Source organism: Shinella sp. S4-D37 (assembly GCF_040812195.1).
Lineage (GTDB): Bacteria > Pseudomonadota > Alphaproteobacteria > Rhizobiales > Rhizobiaceae > Shinella.
In genome coordinates this window covers 2834890-2854372 of the sequence record NZ_JBFNXL010000005.1, presented here as the reverse complement: position 1 = coordinate 2854372, position 19483 = coordinate 2834890, and the positions used below count along the sequence as shown (strand labels likewise).

The 19483-nt window shown below is 67.2% G+C and carries 18 protein-coding genes; 10 read left to right on the top strand and 8 right to left on the bottom strand.

Translation table 11 applies throughout. The annotated features are described in order from the left end of the window. Nucleotides 1–179 precede the first annotated feature (179 nt). The gene (gene lpxK, locus AB3G45_RS21485; RefSeq protein ID WP_367832480.1) at nucleotides 180–1241 is read left to right on the top strand and encodes a tetraacyldisaccharide 4'-kinase; all 1062 of its coding nucleotides are present in this window, start codon (nucleotides 180–182) and stop codon (nucleotides 1239–1241) included. A gap of 103 nt (nucleotides 1242–1344) precedes the next feature. On the opposite strand, the gene AB3G45_RS21480 is transcribed toward lpxK, so the two are convergent. Together AB3G45_RS21480 and mutL are read right to left on the bottom strand one after the other, a co-directional pair. Then, the gene (locus tag AB3G45_RS21480) at nucleotides 1345–1581 is read right to left on the bottom strand and encodes a DUF2093 domain-containing protein (RefSeq protein WP_367832479.1); all 237 of its coding nucleotides are present in this window, start codon (nucleotides 1579–1581) and stop codon (nucleotides 1345–1347) included. Nucleotides 1582–1775: 194 nt separating this feature from the next. Then, entirely contained in the window at nucleotides 1776–3581 is a 1806-nt protein-coding gene (mutL, locus tag AB3G45_RS21475) for a DNA mismatch repair endonuclease MutL (RefSeq protein ID WP_367832478.1), read from the bottom strand. Nucleotides 3582–3888: 307 nt separating this feature from the next. Between mutL and AB3G45_RS21470 the strand changes: the two genes are divergently transcribed. The 3 genes from AB3G45_RS21470 to AB3G45_RS21460 all read left to right on the top strand — a co-directional run bounded on the left by AB3G45_RS21470 (nucleotide 3889) and on the right by AB3G45_RS21460 (nucleotide 7529). Next, on the top strand, nucleotides 3889–5586 hold the full coding sequence (locus tag AB3G45_RS21470) for a response regulator (RefSeq protein ID WP_367832477.1): 1698 nt from the start codon (nucleotides 3889–3891) through the stop codon (nucleotides 5584–5586). Nucleotides 5587–5726: 140 nt separating this feature from the next. After that, nucleotides 5727–7082 (top strand): putative bifunctional diguanylate cyclase/phosphodiesterase, encoded by a 1356-nt coding sequence (locus tag AB3G45_RS21465; protein WP_367832476.1) that lies wholly within the window; start codon nucleotides 5727–5729, stop codon nucleotides 7080–7082. Between the two features lie 111 nt (nucleotides 7083–7193). After that, on the top strand, nucleotides 7194–7529 hold the full coding sequence (locus tag AB3G45_RS21460; protein WP_367832475.1) for a PilZ domain-containing protein: 336 nt from the start codon (nucleotides 7194–7196) through the stop codon (nucleotides 7527–7529). A 3-nt stretch (nucleotides 7530–7532) separates the two neighbouring features. Here AB3G45_RS21460 and AB3G45_RS21455 read toward each other — a convergent pair whose 3' ends face one another. Next, nucleotides 7533–8459 carry a LysR substrate-binding domain-containing protein gene (locus AB3G45_RS21455; RefSeq protein ID WP_367832474.1) on the bottom strand — a complete coding sequence of 309 codons (927 nt, stop codon included), beginning with the start codon at nucleotides 8457–8459 and terminating at the stop codon, nucleotides 7533–7535. 76 nt (nucleotides 8460–8535) lie between these two features. Here AB3G45_RS21455 and AB3G45_RS21450 point away from each other — a divergent pair, with 76 nt between their 5' ends. Continuing rightward, the gene (locus tag AB3G45_RS21450; RefSeq protein ID WP_367832473.1) at nucleotides 8536–10095 is read left to right on the top strand and encodes a trimethylamine methyltransferase family protein; all 1560 of its coding nucleotides are present in this window, start codon (nucleotides 8536–8538) and stop codon (nucleotides 10093–10095) included. A gap of 79 nt (nucleotides 10096–10174) precedes the next feature. On the opposite strand, the gene AB3G45_RS21445 is transcribed toward AB3G45_RS21450, so the two are convergent. From AB3G45_RS21445 to AB3G45_RS21425, 5 genes are all read right to left on the bottom strand, one after another. Further along, nucleotides 10175–10891: a PRC-barrel domain-containing protein gene (locus tag AB3G45_RS21445; RefSeq protein ID WP_367832472.1), complete on the bottom strand. Its 717-nt coding sequence runs from the start codon at nucleotides 10889–10891 to the stop codon at nucleotides 10175–10177. 196 nt (nucleotides 10892–11087) lie between these two features. Next, a complete protein-coding gene (locus tag AB3G45_RS21440; RefSeq protein WP_367832471.1) occupies nucleotides 11088–11972 on the bottom strand; it encodes an SMP-30/gluconolactonase/LRE family protein in 885 nt (294 codons plus the stop codon). Further along, nucleotides 11969–12607, bottom strand: a complete 639-nt coding sequence (locus AB3G45_RS21435) for a 2-dehydro-3-deoxy-6-phosphogalactonate aldolase (RefSeq protein ID WP_367832470.1) — start codon at nucleotides 12605–12607, stop codon at nucleotides 11969–11971. Before AB3G45_RS21435 ends, AB3G45_RS21440 begins: the two co-directional genes overlap by 4 nt. Nucleotides 12608–12652: 45 nt before the next feature. Beyond that, complete coding sequence (locus AB3G45_RS21430; protein WP_367832469.1) at nucleotides 12653–13582, bottom strand: 2-dehydro-3-deoxygalactonokinase; 930 nt, start codon at nucleotides 13580–13582, stop codon at nucleotides 12653–12655. Continuing rightward, nucleotides 13582–14343, bottom strand: coding sequence for an SDR family NAD(P)-dependent oxidoreductase (locus AB3G45_RS21425; RefSeq protein WP_367832468.1), 762 nt, complete (start codon nucleotides 14341–14343; stop codon nucleotides 13582–13584). The genes AB3G45_RS21430 and AB3G45_RS21425 overlap by 1 nt, the downstream gene beginning before the upstream one ends. 105 nt (nucleotides 14344–14448) lie before the next feature. On the opposite strand from AB3G45_RS21425, the gene AB3G45_RS21420 reads away from it, so the two are divergent. The 5 genes from AB3G45_RS21420 to AB3G45_RS21400 all read left to right on the top strand — a co-directional run bounded on the left by AB3G45_RS21420 (nucleotide 14449) and on the right by AB3G45_RS21400 (nucleotide 19474). Next, nucleotides 14449–15237, top strand: a complete 789-nt coding sequence (locus AB3G45_RS21420) for an IclR family transcriptional regulator (protein ID WP_367832467.1) — start codon at nucleotides 14449–14451, stop codon at nucleotides 15235–15237. 263 nt (nucleotides 15238–15500) lie between these two features. Beyond that, the gene (locus AB3G45_RS21415; protein ID WP_367832466.1) at nucleotides 15501–16238 is read left to right on the top strand and encodes a LuxR family transcriptional regulator; all 738 of its coding nucleotides are present in this window, start codon (nucleotides 15501–15503) and stop codon (nucleotides 16236–16238) included. Nucleotides 16239–16322: 84 nt separating this feature from the next. Further along, nucleotides 16323–17066 (top strand): autoinducer binding domain-containing protein, encoded by a 744-nt coding sequence (locus AB3G45_RS21410; RefSeq protein ID WP_367832465.1) that lies wholly within the window; start codon nucleotides 16323–16325, stop codon nucleotides 17064–17066. A gap of 114 nt (nucleotides 17067–17180) precedes the next feature. Continuing rightward, nucleotides 17181–18362: an iron-sulfur cluster carrier protein ApbC gene (apbC, locus tag AB3G45_RS21405; RefSeq protein ID WP_367832464.1), complete on the top strand. Its 1182-nt coding sequence runs from the start codon at nucleotides 17181–17183 to the stop codon at nucleotides 18360–18362. 128 nt (nucleotides 18363–18490) lie between these two features. Next, nucleotides 18491–19474 carry a magnesium transporter CorA family protein gene (locus AB3G45_RS21400; protein WP_367832463.1) on the top strand — a complete coding sequence of 328 codons (984 nt, stop codon included), beginning with the start codon at nucleotides 18491–18493 and terminating at the stop codon, nucleotides 19472–19474. The last annotated feature ends 9 nt before the right edge of the window (nucleotides 19475–19483 follow it).

The following is a 19483-nucleotide window of genomic DNA, read 5'->3' as shown; positions in this document are numbered from 1 at the left end:
GGCTTGTGGCAAGGCCGTGCAAAACTGTCCTTCTCCCCGCTTGCGGGGAGAAGGTGCCGGCAGGCGGATGAGGGGCGGGCCACGCTCCCACAACGCCGATGCAAATCCCCCCGGTTGATTTTCCGCAACTTCTCGCGTTTGCTGCGGGAAACCGGGTCGGGACGCCCGCGGGGGACGTGATGGTAAGTGAAGCGCCGCCTTTCTGGTGGATGAAACCCGACTGGCGGGCCTATGCGCTCTGGCCGGTCTCGCGCCTCTACGGCCTGATCGCCGGCCGGCGCATGCGCAAGGGCCGGCGCGCCGAGGTGGCGGTGCCCGTCATCTGCGTCGGCAATTTCACCGTGGGCGGCGCCGGCAAGACGCCGACGGCGATCGCACTCGCCCGTGCCGCCAAGGCGCGGGGGCTGAAGCCCGGCTTCCTGTCGCGCGGCTATGGCGGCTCGCTCGACGTGACGACCGTCGTCGATCCGCATCATCACCGCGCCCGCGCCGTCGGCGACGAGCCGCTGCTGCTCGCCCGCGAGGCGCTGACCGTGATCGCCCGCCGGCGCATCAAGGGCGCGCGCAAGCTGGTGGAGGAGGGCGCCGACCTCATCATCATGGACGACGGCTTCCAGAGCGCGCAGCTCGCCTTCGATTATGCGCTGCTCGTCATCGACAGCCGCCGCGGCATCGGCAACGGCCATCTCGTGCCGGGGGGCCCGGTGCGCGCGCCGCTCGCCGAGCAGATGCGCCAGGCGAACGCGCTTCTGGCGATCGGCAACGGCAATGCCGCCGATGCGCTGATCCGCCAGGCGGCGCGGGCCGGCAAGGCGATCCATTCCGCCACCCTTACCACCGTCGGTGCCGAGGACCTTGTCGACAAGGTCGTCATGGCCTGGTCGGGCATTGCCGACAACGAGAAATTCTTCCGCACCGTCACCGAGACGGGCGCGCATCTCTACGTGACGCGCAGCTTCCCCGATCACCATCACCTCTCCGAGGACGAGGTCGCGGAACTCCTCGACCATGCCGAGGGAGTCGGCTACCAGCTCGTCACCACGGCGAAGGACAGCGTGCGCCTTGCCGGCGAGCACGGCCGCGCGCAGGAGCTGAAGGAAAAGAGCCGGGTGATCGAGGTGGAAATCCGCTTCGACGACCCCAAGGGCCCGGACGCGATCATCGATGCGGCGATTGTCAGCGCAAGGCGGCGCAAGCTGCACCGGCTGGCCGCGAAAGAGCGGGAAGGGGGTAGGCATTAGGCAATAGAGCCAATAGGGAATTGACGGTACCGCGTCCCCAGTAGTCTCTACTGCCTACTGCCTACTGCCTACTGCCTACTGCCTACTGCCTACTGCCTACTGCCTACTGCCTCTTCTGCGTCGGCAGCGCCCCGGCGCGCTTTTCGGCCTCCAGCGAGGCTTTCGCGCTGACATAGGGCTCCTGCCGCGCGACGCTCCAGTAGCGCAGTTCGTCGACGGGCACCGTCTCGCCGGTCATCGCGCAGATGACGTGCGAGCCGGGCATCAGGATCTGGAAATCGCCGTCGAGATAGCGGATCTTCGCTTCGCGGCCGCCGCGTCCTTCAAAACGGTTCATCATCGATCTCAATATCCGTCTCATCGAGGGGCACGCGCCGACCGCGCGGCCAATACCGTGCCATATCCCGGCAGGGGTGACAATTCCAGCTTTTTCGCCGGCGCGCGACCGTCGGCAGGATGGCGATGCATGGCTCCAGATTCTTGTTTTACCGCATTATCCGACGCCGCCGCGATTTTGCTTCCGCTGGAAATGCTCTAGCTCCGCCCGAACAGCCGCTCGATGTCGGAAAGCTTCAATTCGATATAGGTCGGCCGGCCGTGGTTGCACTGGCCGGAGCCGGGCGTCGCCTCCATCTGGCGCAGCAGCGCGTTCATCTCCTCCGGACGCATGCGCCGGCCCGAGCGCACGGACCCGTGGCAGGCCATGGTCGCGGCGAGGTATTCCAGCTTGTTCTTCAGGCCGCTTGCCGTGTCCCATTCGGCAAGCTCGTCGGCAAGCTGGCGCACGAGCCCGGCGGCGTCCATCTCGCCGAGCATCGCCGGCGTCTCGCGAATGGCGACGGCGCCCGGCCCGAAGCGCTCGATGCCGAGGCCGAGGCGGGAGAATTCCCCGGCATGGGAGACCAGCCGGTCGCAATCGTCCTCGGGAAGATCGACGATCTCGGGGATGAGCAGCGCCTGCGCCGCCACCGGCCGGGCATGCAGGGCGTTGCGCATCGCCTCGAAGACCAGCCGCTCGTGCGCGGCATGCTGGTCGACGATGACGAGCCCGTCCTCGGTCTGGGCGACGATGTAGTTCTCGTGCAGCTGCGCGCGCGCCGCGCCGAGCGGGTGGCGCTGCGGCTCCTCGTCGCGCGGCGCGGCGGGGGAAGGGACATAGGCCGGCTCGCTGCGCGCTGAGGGCGCGGCGAAATCGGCAAAGCCTGTCTGCCGCTCGCTGAAATGCGGCGCCGCGGCGCCCGCCGTCTCGAAGGGGCGGTAGGGCGAAGCGGCCGGGCTCCAGGGCGCCGGCGGGTGCTGCGCTTCCGGCCGGAAGGCGCGCATCAGGCCGCTTGCGCCCGTGGTCGACGCCCGGTCGCCCTCGCGGGCCAGCGCCTCGCGGATCGCGCCGATGACGAGGCCGCGCACCAGGCCCGGATCGCGGAAGCGCACGTCGGATTTCGCCGGATGCACGTTGACGTCGACCAGCGCCGGGTCGATCTCGATCGAGAGCACCGCGACGGGATAGCGCCCGTGCGGGATGGTCTCGGCATAGGCCGCGCGCAGCGCCGACCAGATCAGCTTGTCCTGCACCGGCCGGCCGTTGACGAAGGCGAACTGGTTGAGGCTGTTGCCGCGGTTGAAGGTCGGCACGCCGGCAAAGCCGGTGAGCCGCACGCCCTCGCGCGCCGCATCGATCTCGATGGCGTTGTCGCGGAAGTCGCGGCCGAGCACCTGGGCGATGCGGGCGAGTCGGTCGCTGCCCGTTGCGGGAAATTCCAGCGTCGCGCGGTCGGAGCCCGACAGCACGAAGCGCACATGCGGAAAGGCGATCGCCATGCGCCGCACGACGTCGGAGATCGCGGCGGCCTCCGCCTTCTCGCTCTTCAGGAATTTCAGGCGGGCGGGCGTGGCGAAGAACAGGTCGCGCACCTCGACCACGGTGCCGCGGTTGGCCGCGGCCGGCCGCACGGGCTCCACCCTGCCGCCGGTCACGCTGATCTCGGCGCCCTCGCTCGCCTGCGCCCTGCGGCTGAGCAGCGAGAGCCTCGCCACCGAGCCGATGGAGGGCAGCGCCTCGCCGCGGAAGCCGAGGGTGCGGATGTCGGTGAGGTCCTTGTCGAGCTTGGAGGTGCAGTGGCGGCGGATCGCCAGTTCCAGGTCGGCGGGCGCCATGCCGCCGCCATTGTCGGTGACGCGCAGCAGCGTCTTGCCGCCGCCGGCCGTCGCGATCTCGATGCGCGTCGCCCCCGCATCCAGCGCGTTCTCGATCAACTCCTTGGCGGCGCTGGCCGGCCGTTCGATCACCTCGCCTGCGGCAATCTGGTTGATGAGGGTTTCGGAAAGCTGCCTGATCGTCATGCCGCCATTTTCGCGGATTCGGCGGGGGCATGAAAGGGGCAAATCCGCTTATCCCGCCCTGCGGCGCGAGGCGGCGGAAAACCGTTTAATCAGGCTTTAATAAAATGCTGCCAACGTGCGGGGCATGCTTGTATGAACACAAGCCGGCCGGTTTCCCGGTGGACGATTTCAGCGTCGCTGGCCGCTGTCATTCCCCTAGTCCCAAGGTGCAAGACGCACCGATCAGCATGTCTCCGGGAATGCCAGACAGGCGAGGTCTGCCACAATGAATGATGTAGCGTCGTCAGACGCGAACATCCGGCTGGGTATGTTTGAGGCCGCGTGCGATATCCTCGCCGCCGCGGTGATCGTCTACGACAAGAACGATTGCCTCGTCTTCGCCAGCCGCCAGGTCCCGCGCCACTTCCCCATTCCCGCCGATGTGCTGCAGCCGGGCACGCGGCTGCGCGACGTGCTCGGCGCCATCTTCGACAGCGGCGTGCGCTACGGCATTGCGCCCGAGCAGCGCCACAAGGCCGTCAACCGCGAGGAGTGGATCTCCTCGCGCATCTCCGCCCATTGGCGCGAGCAGCACGACGCCGTCGAGCGGCTCGGCCGCGACCGCTGGATCCATTTCCGCAAGCGCCGCCTGCCGAGCGGCTACAACATCTCCACGCTCGTCGACGTCTCCGAGCAGAAGAAGCAGGAAGAGCAGTGGCGCTCGGACCTCGAGCGCATCGCGCTCACCGAGGAGATCCTCGAGACCCTGCCGTCGCCGATCGTCGTGAAGGACCGCAACCTCACCTATATCGCGGCCAACAGCGCCTTCTGCGCGATCTACAATGCCAATGCCGACGGCATTCTCGGCCGCTCGGTCTGGGACCTGGCGGATGCGGAGAATGCCGAGCGCATCGAGCGCTCCGACCGTTCGGTGCTGGAAACGGGCGAGCCCTGCAGCCTGGCGGAGCATGTCATCCGCGCCGATGGCTCCGATCTCTATGCGATAACCCGCAAGTACCGGATCGGCGCACCCGGCCACCATGCCGTCGTGACGGTGATGGACGACGTGTCGGCGCTCGCCGCCGGCAACAGGGCGGTTTCGGACGAGGGCGACGCGCTCCTTCGCGTGCCGGGCGGCTTCGTGGAGGCGCAGAACTGCTTCGATCCGGTGCGCGACGCGGAGCGCCGGCTGCTGCTGGAGCAATTGAACGCCGACGAATTGCGGGCGCTTTCCGGCCGGCGCGTCCTGGTCGCCACGCCCAATCCGCGCATCGAGGAGATCCTGGTCGGCGAGTTCAAGGCGCGCGGGGCGGATTGCTGCGCGGTGCGCAGCCTGCGCGAACACGACGCCTTCCTCGCCCTTGCCGCCCGCGAGGGCCTTTCGGTCGACCTCGTGGTGATCGACGACAACCTGCCGGACCACGCGCGCCTCCTTTCGGGCGCTCACGGCATTGCAACGCGGGTGATCGCGCCCGACGGCATCGGACCGGATTTCATGCGCACGCTGGTCGAGGAACACGAACTGCTCTCGCAGAACGCCTCGCCGCTCGGCGACATCCTCACGCCGGTGTCGCTGTCGGACGACTGGTACATCGCGACGGACATTTCCGTCATACTGCCCGGCGCCATTGGCGATATCGAGGTGCTGGTGGCCGAGGACAACCAGATCAACCAGTTCGTCTTCTCGCAGATCCTCGAGGGCATGGGTATCTCGCACCGCATCGCCGAGAATGGCGAGGAGGCCGTGATGCTCTGGCGCAAGCACCAGCCGCGCCTCGTGCTGATGGACATTTCCATGCCCGTGATGAACGGCGTCGACGCGGCGAAGGAGATCCGCGAGGCGGAGAAGCTGACGGGCACCCGCACGCCCATCGTCGCCGTCACCGCCCAGGCGCTCAATGTCGACATGCAGAACTGCATGGACGCCGGCATGGACGACTACATTACCAAGCCGGTCAGCCCCGACATGATCGAGGCGATCTATCGCCGCTATGCCGGCACGCAGCCGGAGAAATCTGTCGCATAGATTGAACGGGGCCGGTCAACCCCCCAGAATTGGGGAGGCCGGTGGGCAGGAGTGACGATCGTTTGCTATGTTTTTGTTAACGGTCATGCCTCATCGTGGGACTATCCTCGGAGGTCGCGTGCAAGTACGGGAAATCATTGATGAAGTCTGCTAATCCTGCAGCGCTGGATGTTTCCCAGACCGACCTCCATGCGATGGCCTATACGGACCCGCTGACCGGGCTCGGCAATCTCTACCGGCTGCGCGACAAGGTGCGCCAGATCGCCAAGGAGCGCGAGGAGGACCCCGCGCCGTTCGCCGTCGGCATCGCCAATCTCGACGGCTTCAAGCCGATCAACGACCTTTTCGGCCCGCGCGCCGGCGACGAGATCCTGTGCCAGGTGGCCCATCGCCTGAAGGCCTGCGTTCCCGACGGCGCCACCGTCACCCGCCATGGCGGCGACGAGTTCGCCTTCGTGCTGCCGCTGGTCTTCGAGCGCAAGGGCGCGGAAAAGATCGGCCAGATGCTGCGCGAGGTGCTTTCGGCCCCCTTCGATCTCGGCGACCGCAACGTGCGCCTGTCGGCCTCCTTTGGTTTCGCCATCTTCCCCTTCGCCGGCGAGGATTTCACCGAGCTCCTGAAGAGCGCCGACACGGCCCTCTACCGCTCCAAGCGCCGCGGCCGCGGGCAGATCACCGTCTATTCGCAGGAAATCGCCCAGGAGATGAAGCGCGCCACGCAGCTCGAGCAGGCGCTGCGCAATGCCATCATCGCCAACGAGGTGGATGTGCATTTCCAGCCGATCGTCAGCCTGCGCGACGATACGGTCGTCGGCTTCGAGGCGCTGGCGCGCTGGTGCGACGCCGATCTCGGCTATGTCTCGCCCGCCACCTTCGTGCCGCTCGCCGAGGAACGCGGCTTCATCGACGCGCTGTCCGACACGCTGCTGCGCAAGGCGGCCGAGACGGCGCTGTCCTGGCCGAAGGAGCTTTTCCTCTCCTTCAACCTTTCCTCAGCCCAGTTGATGGATCCGAAGACCGCCTTCAACACGCTGGCGATCCTCAACCGCGCGGGGCTCGATCCGCGCCGGCTGGAGCTGGAGATCACCGAGACCGCCGTCATGACGGATGCCGACACGGCGCAGAAGATCGTCGCGGAACTGCGCGGGGCGGGCGTGCGTATCTCGCTCGACGATTTCGGCACCGGCCAGTCGAGCCTCGGGCGCCTGCGCGACTTCACCTTCGACAAGGTGAAGATCGACCGCGCCTTCGTCTCGCGCATTTCCAACGACAAGGCCTCCGAGCACATCATCAAGGCGATCGTCGCCATGTGCGAGGGCCTCGATCTTGCCGTGGTCGCCGAGGGCATCGAGGATTTCTCCGAGGCGTTGAAGCTGAAGGCGCTCGGCTGCGGCATGGGGCAGGGCTATTTCTACGGCAAGCCGCAGGATGCCGTGGCCACCATGCGCTTCCTCTCCGATCGCTATGTCAGCGTCGAGAGCCGCGCCGTTTCCTGAGGCGTCTCCAAACAGGGCACTTCGCTAAAATTGTCGGCATTGGTTTAGCCGGGTGGCAAACAGCACGCGCTATGGTGGGCTCCACAGTGAATGTTCGTGAGGGAGCCACGGATGGCCAGCGTCAAGGATATGCCCGTCAGGGCGAACAACCGGTCCAATGTGCGTATTTTCGCGACGGTGCGGGTGATGCACCAGGCGACGCGGGCGCGCGTCATCGACCTGTCGCCCAACGGCATGGCCTTCGACGTGGAAAAGCCCATCCAGGCCATGCCCGGCCAGATGGTGACGGTCGAGAGCGAGGAACTGGGCCGTCTCGGCGGCACGGTGCGCTGGTATTCCAACGGCCGCCTCGGCATCGAATACAAGCTGTCGACCAATGCGCTCGCGCAGATCGCCTCCTATTTCCGCTTCTTCCACCGGGAGGTTCAGCCGGTCCTGCGCCGCTGACGCTCAGGCCTCGCCGGCGCGGCCCAGCCGGCCTTCCTCCACAAGCCAGTCCCGCACCCGCCGGGCCGGGCCGTTGAGCTCGCGCGAGCGCGGCCAGACGACATAGAAGGCGCCCTCCGTCTCCAGCACATGGCCGCCGACGGCGACGAGCGCGCCCGAGCGCACCTGCCCGTCGATGAGGTGCCGCCAGCCGAGCGCGACGCCTTCCCCCGCCAGCACCGCCTGGATCACCAGCACGTAATCGTTGATGGCGAGCCGGCGGGCCTGCGCCGGATAGCGCACGCCGGCGCTCGCGAACCATTCCGGCCAGTCGCAGGCCGATCGCACCGGCTCCTCCAGATGGATGAGCGGCAGCTTCAGAAGGTCTTCCGGCGTTGCCGGATGCCCGCGGCTCTCCACGAAGGCGGGGCTCGCCACCACGGTGATCACCTCCGGCGCCAGCAGCGCGGCGTGATAGCGCGGCCATTTCGCCGGATCGCCGCCGCGAATGCCGAGCGGGATCGGCTCCTCGTCGAGGTCGAGGTCGCGCACGCTCGTCTGGATGCGCAGGTCGATGTCGGGAAGGTCGGCGCGCAGCTTGGCGAGCCGCGGCAGCATCCACATCGAGGCGAAGGCGGTGGAGGCGGCGAGCGTCACATTCGCCTCCCGCCCCTTGGCGCGGATGTCCTCCGCCGATTTCTGGATGCGCGACAGGCCGAGCGTCACGTCCGCATGGAAGCGCTCGCCCGCATCGGTCAGTTCCACGGCGCGGTGGACGCGGTGGAACAGCGCCACGCCCAACTGTTCCTCCAGATTGCGCACCGCATAGGAGACGGCGGCCTGCGTCATGCCTAGCTCGGCCGCCGCACGGGTGAAGTTCTGGTGCCGCCCGGCAGCCTCGAAGATGATGAGGCTGGAGGCGGAGGGCAGCAGGCGGCGCAAGGTTTCCATAAATACAGCTTATAGTGTTCGCAAGTTTTTTCCAGCGTTACAAGGTGACCGATCCCGCCTAGCCTCGCTCAGGATTATGGAGGCGGTAATGGCAGACGCAGCGACGATCGAAGCACCGGCACGCAGGGGCAGGGTGCGCCCGGCCCGGCGGGAGGGCGCTGCCAAGGCGCTCGGCGTGCCCTATATCGTGCGGGGCATCCCGACCTACGACGTGTTGTCGGAGGAGAACCTGCAGAAGATCGAGCGGGCGGCGGACCGTATCCTGGCCGAAGTCGGCATCGAGTTCCGCGACGACCCCGCCGCCCTCGACCACTGGAAGCGCGCCGGGGCAAAGGTCGAGGGCCTGCTCGTGCGCTTCGAGCCCGGCATGCTGCGCGAGATCGTCTCCTCCGCGCCCGCCGAATTCACCCAGCACGCCCGCAACCCGGCCAACAATGTCCGGATCGGCGGCGACAAGGTGGTCTTTTCGCCGGCCTATGGCTCGCCCTTCGTCATGGATCTCGACAAGGGCCGGCGCTACGGCACGCTGGAGGACTTCCGCAATTTCATCAAGCTCGCCCAGTCGAGCCCCTGGCTGCACCATTCCGGCGGCACGATCTGCGAGCCGGTCGACATCCCCGTCAACAAGCGCCATCTCGACATGGTCTACAGCCATATCAAATATTCCGACCGTCCCTTCATGGGCTCGATCACCGCGGAGGAGCGCGCGGAGGATTCCATCGACATGGCGCGCATCCTGTTCGGCACCGATTTCGTCGACCGGAACTGCGTCATCCTCGGCAATGTCAACGTCAACTCGCCGCTCGTCTGGGACGGCACGATGACGAGGTCGCTGCGCACCTATGCCCGCGCCAACCAGGCCGCCGTCATCGTACCCTTCATCCTCGGCGGCGCCATGGGGCCGGTGACGAATGCCGGCGCCATCGCCCAGTCCTTCGCCGAGACGCTGGCCGGCTGCGCGCTGACGCAGCTTGAGAGGAAGGGCGCGCCGGTCATCTTCGGCAATTTCCTCTCCTCCATGTCGCTGCGCTCCGGCTCGCCGACCTTCGGCACGCCGGAGCCGGCCATCGGCTCGATGGTCGTCGGCCAGCTCGCCCGGCGCCTGAAGCTACCGCTGCGCTGCGCCGGCAACTTCTCCAATTCCAAGCTGCCGGACGGCCAGGCCATGCAGGAAGGGCTGATGTCCATGCTGTCGGCGGTGCATTGCGGCGCCAACTTCATCCTGCATTCCGCCGGCTTCCTCGACGGCCTGCTCTCCATGTCCTATGAAAAATTCGTGATGGATGCGGATCTGTGCGGCGCGCTGCATTCCTATCTCGCCGGCGTCACCGTCGACGACAACACGCTGGCCATGGATGCCTTCCTTCAGGTCGGCCCCGGCAGCCACTTCCTCGGCTGCGACCACACGATGCGCAACTACCAGACCGCCTTCTGGGACGCGGCGCTGTCCGACAACGAGCCCTTCGAGAAATGGAGCCAGGAGGGCGGCTCGACCGACATGGCGACCCGCGCCAACCGCCAGTGGAAGAAGACGCTCGCCGAATACGAGGCGCCCCCGCTGGACGCCGCCGTCGAGGAGGCGCTCCTCGACTACATGGACCGAAAGAAGGCCGCCATGGCCGACGCGTGGTACTGAGGCGTTCCGACAACGCAAAGAAAAACCCGGTGGCGCAGGGATGTGCCACCGGGCTGGAGATCAGAGGGAACCTGCCGGATTATTCGACCGGCTGGGTGGTGGCCGGAGCCGTGCCCGTATCGGTCGTCGACGAGGTCGTCGAGGTGTCGACCGGGGTGTTGGCCTGGCGTTCGGCGACCTGCTGGGCCGTCGTCTTGAATTCCGGCGCGGCCTGCAGGCTTTCGGCGGTTTCGCTCGTCGTCAGCTTGACGTCGTCGGAATCCGGAACCTGCGTGATCGCGATCTTCTCGAACGGTACGGCGACCCACTTCTCGCCGATGCCCAGGAAGCCGCCGACACCGACTACGGCCGCGGCGATGCCGCCGTCCTTCTCCATGATCAGGTCGGAAATCTTGCCGATGCTTTCGTCCGCGCTGTTGTAGACGGCCTGGCCGAGATAGGTGTTGGCGCTGATCTGTTCCGGCGACTGGGCCGTCAGATAGTCACCGCCGGCGGCCGGAGCCTGGGCCGTATCCTCGGTCGGGGTCGTTGCCGGGGTCTGAGCCGTGTCTTCGGTCGCCGTACCGGTTTCCGGCGTCTGGGCCGTATCCTCGGTTGCAGGGGTCGTCGGGGTCTGGGCGGTGTCGCCGGGCGTGGTGCCCGTGGCGTCATCGCCGGTCATGCCCGGCTGCTGCTCCATGGTCTGGGTCTCGCCGGCGGCGGGCTGGCTGGTGTCCTGCGCGTAGGCTGCCGGGGCGATGGCCGCGCCGAGGAAAAGTGCACCAGCGGCAACGGAAGTGAGAAATTTATTGGTCATCGTGAACCTGCCTTTCGTCTCGTTGGCATCAAGGCACGGCAGGCTTGAAAGGGCCGTCCGCACCGTCTGATGGACAAGGAACGGCGACCCCGGACTTTGGTTCCGATTAAAATTGCCTTCTTTTTGATTGCGGCCATGCATTTTTGACGCAGGGAGCGGACGCAGGATGCCCGGCCGCTGCCGGCCGGGCCCGTCTTCAGAGCGCGAATGCCGGCTCGAAGCGCCCCTTCACCGCAAGGCCGAGTTCGAAGGTCTGGCCGGCATGCGGATCGGCAAGGCGCCCGGCCGCATCCATGCCCTGCCAGGCGGACGTCACCAGGAGCCGGTCGGCCTTCTCGCCGATGAAGGCCGGGCAGCTCGCCTGTGACGCCGGCACCAGGTGGCGGGCGATCCTCGTGCCGTCGGGGGTGTAGACGTCGACGGCATTGGCGCCCCAGCGCGCGTTCCAGATCAGCCCTTCCGCATCGCAGACCGCGCCGTCGATGCCGCCGGGCGTGCCCGTCTCGTCGCTGAGTATTTCGGGCGTGCCGGTGGGCAGGCCGGTCTTCGGGTCGAGGGCGACGCGCATCAGGTGGTTGACGTCCGTATCGGTGAAATAGCCGATGCTGCCGTCCGGCGAGAAGCAGATGGCGTTGGGGATGGTGATGTCGGAGAACAGCTTCGTCACCGTCGTGCCGGCAATATGGTAGATCGCGCCGGAATGCTTCTCGGCGCTGCGGCCCATCGTGCTTGCCCAGAGCGCGCCGGACGGATGCACGCGCCCGTCGTTGGAGCGGTTCTGCGCCTTGTCCTCCAGCGTCACGAAGGAGGTGAGCTTTCCATCGGCGACAGTGCGCAGGAAAAGCCCCTGGTCGGACACGATGAGCTGGCGCTCGGCATCGACGACGGCGAGCACGCTGCCGAGGAAGGGCAGGGCATGGGTTGCCTTCGTCATGGTCGCCAGATGCAGTTCATGCAGGATGCGGCCCTTGATGTCGAACCAGTAGGCCTTGCCCGTCGCCGGGTCGTAGGTCGGGCCTTCGCCGAGTTCCGAGGTCACCGCGCACAGGATGCGGCCGTTGAAGGCGTGGGTCTCGCTCATTTTTCGCCTCCATAGACGCCGTCATAGGCTTCGATCGTCGCGCGGGCGCGGGCGCGCACCTCGTCGGCGCCCATACCGGCCTTGTAGAGGCTGGAGCCGAGGCCGAAGCTGCGGATGCCGATGGCGGCATAGTCGGCGAAGTTCTTCTCCGAGACGCCGCCGACGGCGGCGATCTCCAGTTCGGCCGGCAGTACGGCGCGGATCGCCTGGATGCCGGCCGGGCCGAGCACGCTGGCGGGGAAGAATTTCAGCCCCGTCGCCCCGGCGCGGGCGGCCGCGAGCGCTTCCGTCGGCGTGAAGACGCCGGGCATCGTCACCATGCCCTTGGCGGCGGCGGCGGAGATGACGTCGGGCTCGACATTCGGGCTTACCATCAGCCGCCCGCCGACATCGGCCAGCCGCGCGACATCCGCGACGGTGAGCACGGTGCCGGCGCCGATCAGGCACCCCTCCGGCGCCATCTTCACGGCGGCCTCGATGGAGGTGAAGGGATCGGGCGAGTTCAGCGGAATCTCGATGGCGGTGAAGCCGGTCTCGATCAGCGCGCCGACGACGGCCTCCGTCTCGCTCGGCTTGAGGCCGCGCAGGATGGCGATCAGCGGGTGTTTCATCGGGGGGAAGGGGATGCGGGTCATCGGTTCAGCTTTCTCGGGAGCGGGCGGATTTGGTTGCGGGTATGTTCAGAGGGACCAGAGCGCCTTGGCGCCCGCGGCAAGGCCTTTGCGCACGGCGGCGTCTGCATCGACGACGACGGGCGAGAGGCCGGCGGCGGCAAGAGCCTTCTCGTAGAGCGCGCCGAGCCCGCCGGACACGACGAGCGTGACGGGCGTGCCCTCGGCGACGAGCGAGAGGGCGCCGGCGATCTCCAGGCCGATCAGCGTGCCGGAAAGGCGCGCCTTGGCATCCACGGGCGAAAGCCCGGCGATCAGCGAACCGGCGCGCACGGAGAACATCTGGCTGGTGGCGAGCGCCGGATTGGCCACCATGCGCGCGACTGCGGCGCGGAAGGCGTCGTTGCCGCCGGCAATCGCCCCGGCATCGGCAAGCGCGTGGCTGAGGATCGTGTGCGTGGCGATCGCCTCGAACAGCTCGCCGGTCATGAAGGTTGAGAAACCGGTGACCCTGCCGCCGGAAAGGCGCACCCACTTGCTGTGCGTGCCGGGCATGCAGACGAGATGGTCGCCGTCGCCGAGCTCAGCGGCCGCGCCGAGAAGCTGGGTCTCCTCGCCGCGCATGACGTCGGGCGCGGCGGCGTCGCGCTGGGCAAGGCCGGGCAGGATGCGGATATCGGCCGGAAGGCCGGGAACCCGCACGGCGGCGGCGGGAATGTCGGCGAGCGCGGCGGGCGTGTCGAGATAGCCGGCCTCGACCCAGCCCTGTCTGGCGCCGGCCATGCCGCAGACGAGGACCGGAAGGCCGGCGGGCGCCGAGACGGCGGCAAGGTGGCTTTGCAGCACCTCGGCAAAGCCGGTGCGCGCAGCGGTCGTCATGCCTTCGCCGCTGCGGCGCTCGGCAAGCACGACGCCGTCCGTGCCGATCAGCCAGAGGCGGAAGCTGGAGGTTCCCCAGTCGACCGCGACATAGGCGGGGGCGGATACGGGTGCGGTCATCAGAGCATGCCTCCATCGACGATGAGCGTTTGTGCGGTTATGGCGGCGGCGGCGTCCGACGCCAGGAAAAGACAGGGGCCGACCATGTCGCCGGCGACGAGCGAGCGCTTCAGGCACTGGCGGGCGATGCCGCCGGCCACCGCCGCCTCGTCGATCCACAGGCGCTTTTGCCGCTCGGTCAGCACCATGCCGGGCAGGATGGCGTTGACGCGGATATTGTCCGGCCCGAGCCGGCCGGCAAGCGACTTGGTGAGGCCGACAATGCCGGCCTTGGCGGTGGCATAGCCGGGAAACTCGCCCATGTTGAGAAGATAGGCGATGGAGGAGAAGTTGACGATCGCCCCGCCGCCGGCCGCGCGCATGTGCGGCACGACCGCCTGGGCGGCGAAGAAATGGTGGCGCAGGTTCACCGCCTGGTTCTCGTCCCAGGCGTCGGGCTCCATGGTCTCGATCGCATGCCGGTCGTCGCGCGCCGCATTGTTGACGAGCACGCGAAGGCCGCCGAGCGCGCCGGCGGCCTCCTCGACCGCCCCGCGCAGCGCGGCGATGTCGCGCAGGTCCGTCCTTATATAAAGGGGCGTGTGCTCGACCGTGCCTTCAAGCGCGCAGACGAGGTCGCGGCTTTCCGCCTCGGCAATGTCGAGGAAGGCGACGCGCGCCCCGGCCGCCGCGAAGCCGCCCACCAGCGCCGCGCCGATGCCCGAGCCGCCGCCGGTGACGAGAACGCCCCGTCCCGCAATGTCCGGATAGGAACCCGCCATCGCCACTCTCCCGCAAGATATTCCATTATTTGGAACTGAGTTTGATTATTCGGAATTATTCCGTTACCCTGCCGGCCTGTCAAGGGATCACCGGGGGCTGCGGCAATGGCGAACGAACGGGACGAGGCGGGCGGCACCGGCACGCTCGGCAAGGCGATGGCCGTGCTTGAGACGGTGGCGCTGGCCGAGCGGCCGATGCGCTTCACCGAGGTGCTCGCCGTCAGCGGCCAGCCGCGCGGCACGCTGCACCGCCAGCTCTCCCATCTGGTTGAGGAGGGGCTGCTGGAGCTGCGTCCCGACCACGCCTATGTGCCGGGCCTGCGCCTGCTCAAGCTCGCCTCCGCAAGCTGGGCGCGCAACGAGTTCCGCGCCGTCGCCGCCCCCTTTCTGGAGGCGCTGCACCGGGAGACCGGCGAGACCGTGCATCTCGGCGTGCTGCGCGGGCGCGAGATCATCTATCTCGACAAGGTGGAGAGCCGGCAGGCGGTGCGCATGAATTCGCAGATCGGCAATGCCTCGCCGGTCTATTGCACCGGCGTCGGCAAGGCGGCGCTCGCCGTGCTGGATGCCGAAGCGCTCGACGTCGTCCTGTCGGGCCTGGAGTTCCGCCGTTTCACGCCGCAGACCGTCGCCGGCCGGGCGGCGCTTCTTGCGGAACTGGCGGAGATCCGCGCCAGCGGCATCGCCTTCGACCGGGAGGAGCACGAGCCGGGCATCCGCTGCGTCGCCGCGCCGGTCTTCGATGCCGGCCGGACGCTGGTGGCCGGCGTTTCCGTGACGGGACCGGCCTATCGCGTCGGCGAGGCCGAGCTCGACGACTGGGCGCCGCGCGTGCGTCATGCGGCCGGCGCCATCATGGCGGAATTGGCGGCCCGGCTCGGACCGCAACGGTAAGTCGAGGGGGAAGGCCCGCAAATGATGGCATGGTTGTCTTATGGCCCCATTTTACGGTAAATTAGAAAATCGCGCTGGACGCGGGGTGGGGGCATCATTAGCTTCCCTGACGACCAGCTGAAACGTTGCGTCGCCCGCCGCGAACTTGAGGCGCGGTTCATCGAACATACTTGCACTGGGATACGGGGGTTCCTGAGGCAAGCAGTGCATTGTGACGGCAGTTTCTTGCCGTACGGGCGCGTGCGTGCTGAAGGAAGATGACTATGGCGGATCGATTTCACACGGCTTCTGCACAGCTCCGGCACCGGTGGGAGCCGGGTTCTGCGGGCCTCGCCTCGCAGGAGGATGTCGCCGAGACGCTGAGCGGCCTTGCCCGGCACTACGGCTTTCGCGGCTATCTTCTGATCAATGTGCCGTCGGAAACCTCGACCGACTTCTCCTCCAACGTGCTCCTGACGTCCTGGCCGGACGAAATGCTCAAGACCTACGACCATGCCGGGCTGATCTTCGGCAGTCCTGTCATCGAGCATCTGCGCCAGAGCACCAATCCCTTCGCCTATGACGCGGAACGCACGAACCGCCGCAGGGTCGACGGCAAGGCGGCGATCGCGGCGGGCCTGTTCGAGCGGCACGGCCTGTCGCGCGGGGCCTATTTTCCAGCGCACAATTCGGCAGGCCTGCGCGGCGCGCTCGCCTTCGGCGGCACGCGCGAGGCGCTCAACCCGCGCGAAATGGCCGAACTCAACGCGGTGGCGAACCTCATTTTCACCGAGGTGATCGACCTGCGCGCCGGCCGCCGGCAGAACGTCTCGCTCTCACGCCGCGAGATCGAGTGCCTGTCCTGGGCGTCGGCCGGCAAGACGAGCGTGGAAATGTCGGAAATCCTCGGTCTTTCGGAATATACGGTCAATCATTATCTCAACCGGGCGACGCGCAAGCTCGATGCCGTCAACCGGGTCCAGGCGGTCGCCAAGGCGATTCGCGCCGGGCTTTTGAACTGATGCATAAAAAAACCTTGCGACTTTCTGGATTGTGTGCGGTTCGGCTCCAATTGCTCAAGGCCAAGAACAAAATTGCGGGGAACCATGACGGCTGACGAAACAGGCAGCGCCGACAACCAGCTACGGGACGAAGGCAGCGAGATCGCCGCTCTCGAAACGCAGTTCGATATCGTGCGCTATATGCGACGCAAATGCGAGGAATACGGGCTCAAGTTCTTCATCGTTTTCAACCTGCCGGGGTTCGAGGCGGAAAAGCTGTCGGCCTATTCCATCGTCAGCAACTGGCCGCAGGAGATCCTGGCGAAATACGATGCCCTGCGCATGGTCCGCCACAGCGCCGGCATCCGCAAGCTCAGGCTCACCACGGTGCCGTTCTCCTACGACATGCGCGAATGGATCGGCGAATCGTCCGAACAGCTGGATTTCGCCGAACTGCTCGACGTCATGAACGGCCACGGCATGCTGACCGGCCACTTCTTTCCCGTGCACGACGCGCTCGGCAACCGCGGCGCCATCGTCTGGGGCGGCGAGAGCCCGACGCTGGAGCGCGACGAGCGGCTGATGCTGCAGATGATCTCCGTCCACCTCTTCAACCGGCTCGCCGAGATCGGCGCGGCCTGGAAATCCGGCCAGGTCGTGCTCACCGAACGCGAGATCCAGTGCCTGAGCTGGACGGCGGCGGGCAAGACGAGCCTGGAGATCGCCGAGATCCTCGGCCTTTCCGAGCATACGGTGAACCACTACCTCAACCAGGTTACCCGCAAGCTGGAGGCGGTCAACCGTACCCAGGCGGTGGTCAAGGCCATCCGCCGCGGGCTGATCGCCTGAGCGCCAGCCGAGGCTTTCGGTCGCGGCGAATTCGTTTGGCGCGCGCCTTTCCGTGCACTATCTACGGGATATAGGGCGGCGGCCTGACGCCGCGACAGGGTGATCGAGGGTTTCATGACGGACGTAAGCAAGGAACAGGTGCTGGAACAGCTTCGCACGGTGCGCGGCCCCGACATGGACGGCAACATCGTCGACCTCGGCCTCGTGTCGGATGTCTTCATTTCCGACGGCAAGGCCTATTTCTCCATCACCGTGCCGGCCGAGCGGGCCCGCGAACTCGACCCGATGCGGGCCGCCGCCGAGCGCGTCGTCAAGGAGATCCCCGGCATCAAGGCCGCCATGGTGGCGCTGACCGCGGACAAGCGCACCGCGACCGGCCCGGCTGCCGCCCGCGCGCCGAGCCCGCCGCCGCCCGGCCGCGGCGAGGCGCACGGCCATGCCGGCCATGCCCATGCCGCCCCCGGCCAGCCGGCGCAGCGCGCAAAATCCGGCATTCCCGGCGTCGGTGCCATCATCGCCGTCGCGTCCGGCAAGGGCGGCGTCGGCAAGTCCACCACCTCCGTCAACCTCGCCCTGGCGCTGAAGGCGAACGGCCTTCGCGTCGGCATCCTCGATGCCGATATCTACGGTCCCTCCATGCCGCGCCTCCTGAAGATCTCCGGCCGGCCGCAGCAGCTCGAGGGCCGCACGATCAAGCCGATGGAGAACTACGGCATCAAGGTCATGTCCATGGGCTTCCTCGTCGATGAGGAGGTAGCGATGATCTGGCGCGGGCCGATGATCCAGTCGGCGCTGATGCAGATGCTGCGCGAAGTCGCCTGGGGCGATCTCGACGTGCTCGTCGTCGACATGCCGCCCGGCACGGGCGACGCCCAGCTCACCATGGCCCAGCAGGTGCCGCTCGCCGGCGCCGTCATCGTCTCCACCCCTCAGGACCTTGCCCTCATCGATGCGCGCAAGGGCCTCAACATGTTCTCGAAGGTCGAGGTGCCGGTGCTCGGCATCGTGGAGAACATGAGCTATTTCATCGCGCCCGACACCGGCAACCGCTACGACATCTTCGGCCACGGCGGCGCGCGCAAGGAGGCCGAGCGCATCGGCGTGCCCTTCCTCGGCGAAGTGCCGCTGACCATGGATATCCGCGAGACCTCGGATGCCGGCACGCCCGTCGTCGTGTCCAATCCGGAAGGGGCGGCGGCCAAGACCTACCGGGCGATCGCCACCCGCGTCTGGCAGGAGCTCAAGGCGCTAGAGGGCAAGGGCGCCCGCGGCGCCCCGGCCATCGTCTTCGAATAGCCGGACCGTTCGTTCCCATCGCCGTGATCTTGATTTTTATGTTGCGCCGCGCAATATGCGCGGCCGACCGCTGAGGGCGGCATACAGTCAGGAGTGTGAGCGATGGTCCTTCCCGGAGCCATGCGCCGGTGATCACGGCTTTCCGCCCCAACGGCGAGGCACGCGCCCTGCCGGCAGAGACCGATCCCGCGGCTGGCGATATCCTTGCCGGCGCCGTATGGGTCGATTTGCTCGAACCCACCCGCGCGGACGAGGCGCTGATCGAGCGCATCCTGTCGATCGACGTGCCGACGCGCGACGAACTGAAGGACATCGAGCCGTCGAGCCGCCTCTATACCGACGGCAATGCCGCCTACATGACGGCCTCGCTGATGGTGAAGGCGGAAAGCGACCTGCCGCACCTGACGGATATCGCCTTCATCCTCACGCCCGAGCGGCTGCTGACCGTGCGCTATGCCGAGCCGCGCTCGTTCTCCCTGTTCAGGAGTGCGATGCACCGCATTCCCGGCGGCTGCTCCTCGCCGACGGTGATGATCACCCGGCTCCTGGAGACCGTCGCCGACCGCACGGCCGAAATCCTCGAAATCGCCGTTTCGCGCGCCGACACGCTCTCGCTCGAAGTGTTCGGCGACAAGCGGCATCTCGCCCGCCGCCCGCCGCACTATCTGGAAGACCGCGTCATGCAGGTCTCCGCGCTCCACCGCCTCGTCGCCAAGACGCGCGACAGCCTGACGTCGCTCTTACGCGTCCTGACCTTCCTGCACGGCCTGCCGGCACTGCAGGCCGACGGGGAAAGCCTGGAACTGTGCCGCACGGTGACGCGGGACGTGCAGTCGCTCTCCGAGCATGCCAATTTCGTCGCCGGCAACATCACCTTCCTGCTCGACGCCTCGCTCGGCCTCATCAATCTCGAGCAGAACGCCATCATCAAGATCTTCTCGATCGCTTCCGTCGTGCTGCTGCCGCCGACGCTGATCGCCTCCATCTACGGCATGAACTTCGAGTTCATGCCGGAACTGCATTTCGCCTACGCCTATCCGCTGACGCTGGCGGCCATGGTGCTGTCGGCGGTCCTCCCGTTCTTCGTCTTCCGCTGGAAAGGCTGGCTCTAGGCCTGATCG

Excerpts from the sequence above, each read along its gene's own strand:
- mutL (WP_367832478.1), bottom strand. The coding sequence starts at position 3,581 with ATGACGATCAGGCAGCTTTCCGAAACCCTCATCAACCAGATTGCCGCA.
- AB3G45_RS21465 (WP_367832476.1), top strand. The coding sequence starts at position 5,727 with ATGAAGTCTGCTAATCCTGCAGCGCTGGATGTTTCCCAGACCGACCTC.
- AB3G45_RS21460 (WP_367832475.1), top strand. The coding sequence starts at position 7,194 with ATGGCCAGCGTCAAGGATATGCCCGTCAGGGCGAACAACCGGTCCAAT.
- AB3G45_RS21455 (WP_367832474.1), bottom strand. The coding sequence starts at position 8,459 with ATGGAAACCTTGCGCCGCCTGCTGCCCTCCGCCTCCAGCCTCATCATC.
- AB3G45_RS21425 (WP_367832468.1), bottom strand. The coding sequence starts at position 14,343 with ATGGCGGGTTCCTATCCGGACATTGCGGGACGGGGCGTTCTCGTCACC.
- AB3G45_RS21430 (WP_367832469.1), bottom strand. The coding sequence starts at position 13,582 with ATGACCGCACCCGTATCCGCCCCCGCCTATGTCGCGGTCGACTGGGGA.
- lpxK (WP_367832480.1), top strand. The coding sequence starts at position 180 with ATGGTAAGTGAAGCGCCGCCTTTCTGGTGGATGAAACCCGACTGGCGG.
- AB3G45_RS21440 (WP_367832471.1), bottom strand. The coding sequence starts at position 11,972 with ATGAGCGAGACCCACGCCTTCAACGGCCGCATCCTGTGCGCGGTGACC.
- AB3G45_RS21450 (WP_367832473.1), top strand. The coding sequence starts at position 8,536 with ATGGAGGCGGTAATGGCAGACGCAGCGACGATCGAAGCACCGGCACGC.
- AB3G45_RS21420 (WP_367832467.1), top strand. The coding sequence starts at position 14,449 with ATGGCGAACGAACGGGACGAGGCGGGCGGCACCGGCACGCTCGGCAAG.
- AB3G45_RS21410 (WP_367832465.1), top strand. The coding sequence starts at position 16,323 with ATGACGGCTGACGAAACAGGCAGCGCCGACAACCAGCTACGGGACGAA.
- AB3G45_RS21445 (WP_367832472.1), bottom strand. The coding sequence starts at position 10,891 with ATGACCAATAAATTTCTCACTTCCGTTGCCGCTGGTGCACTTTTCCTC.
- AB3G45_RS21480 (WP_367832479.1), bottom strand. The coding sequence starts at position 1,581 with ATGATGAACCGTTTTGAAGGACGCGGCGGCCGCGAAGCGAAGATCCGC.
- AB3G45_RS21470 (WP_367832477.1), top strand. The coding sequence starts at position 3,889 with ATGTTTGAGGCCGCGTGCGATATCCTCGCCGCCGCGGTGATCGTCTAC.
- AB3G45_RS21435 (WP_367832470.1), bottom strand. The coding sequence starts at position 12,607 with ATGACCCGCATCCCCTTCCCCCCGATGAAACACCCGCTGATCGCCATC.
- apbC (WP_367832464.1), top strand. The coding sequence starts at position 17,181 with ATGACGGACGTAAGCAAGGAACAGGTGCTGGAACAGCTTCGCACGGTG.
- AB3G45_RS21415 (WP_367832466.1), top strand. The coding sequence starts at position 15,501 with ATGGCGGATCGATTTCACACGGCTTCTGCACAGCTCCGGCACCGGTGG.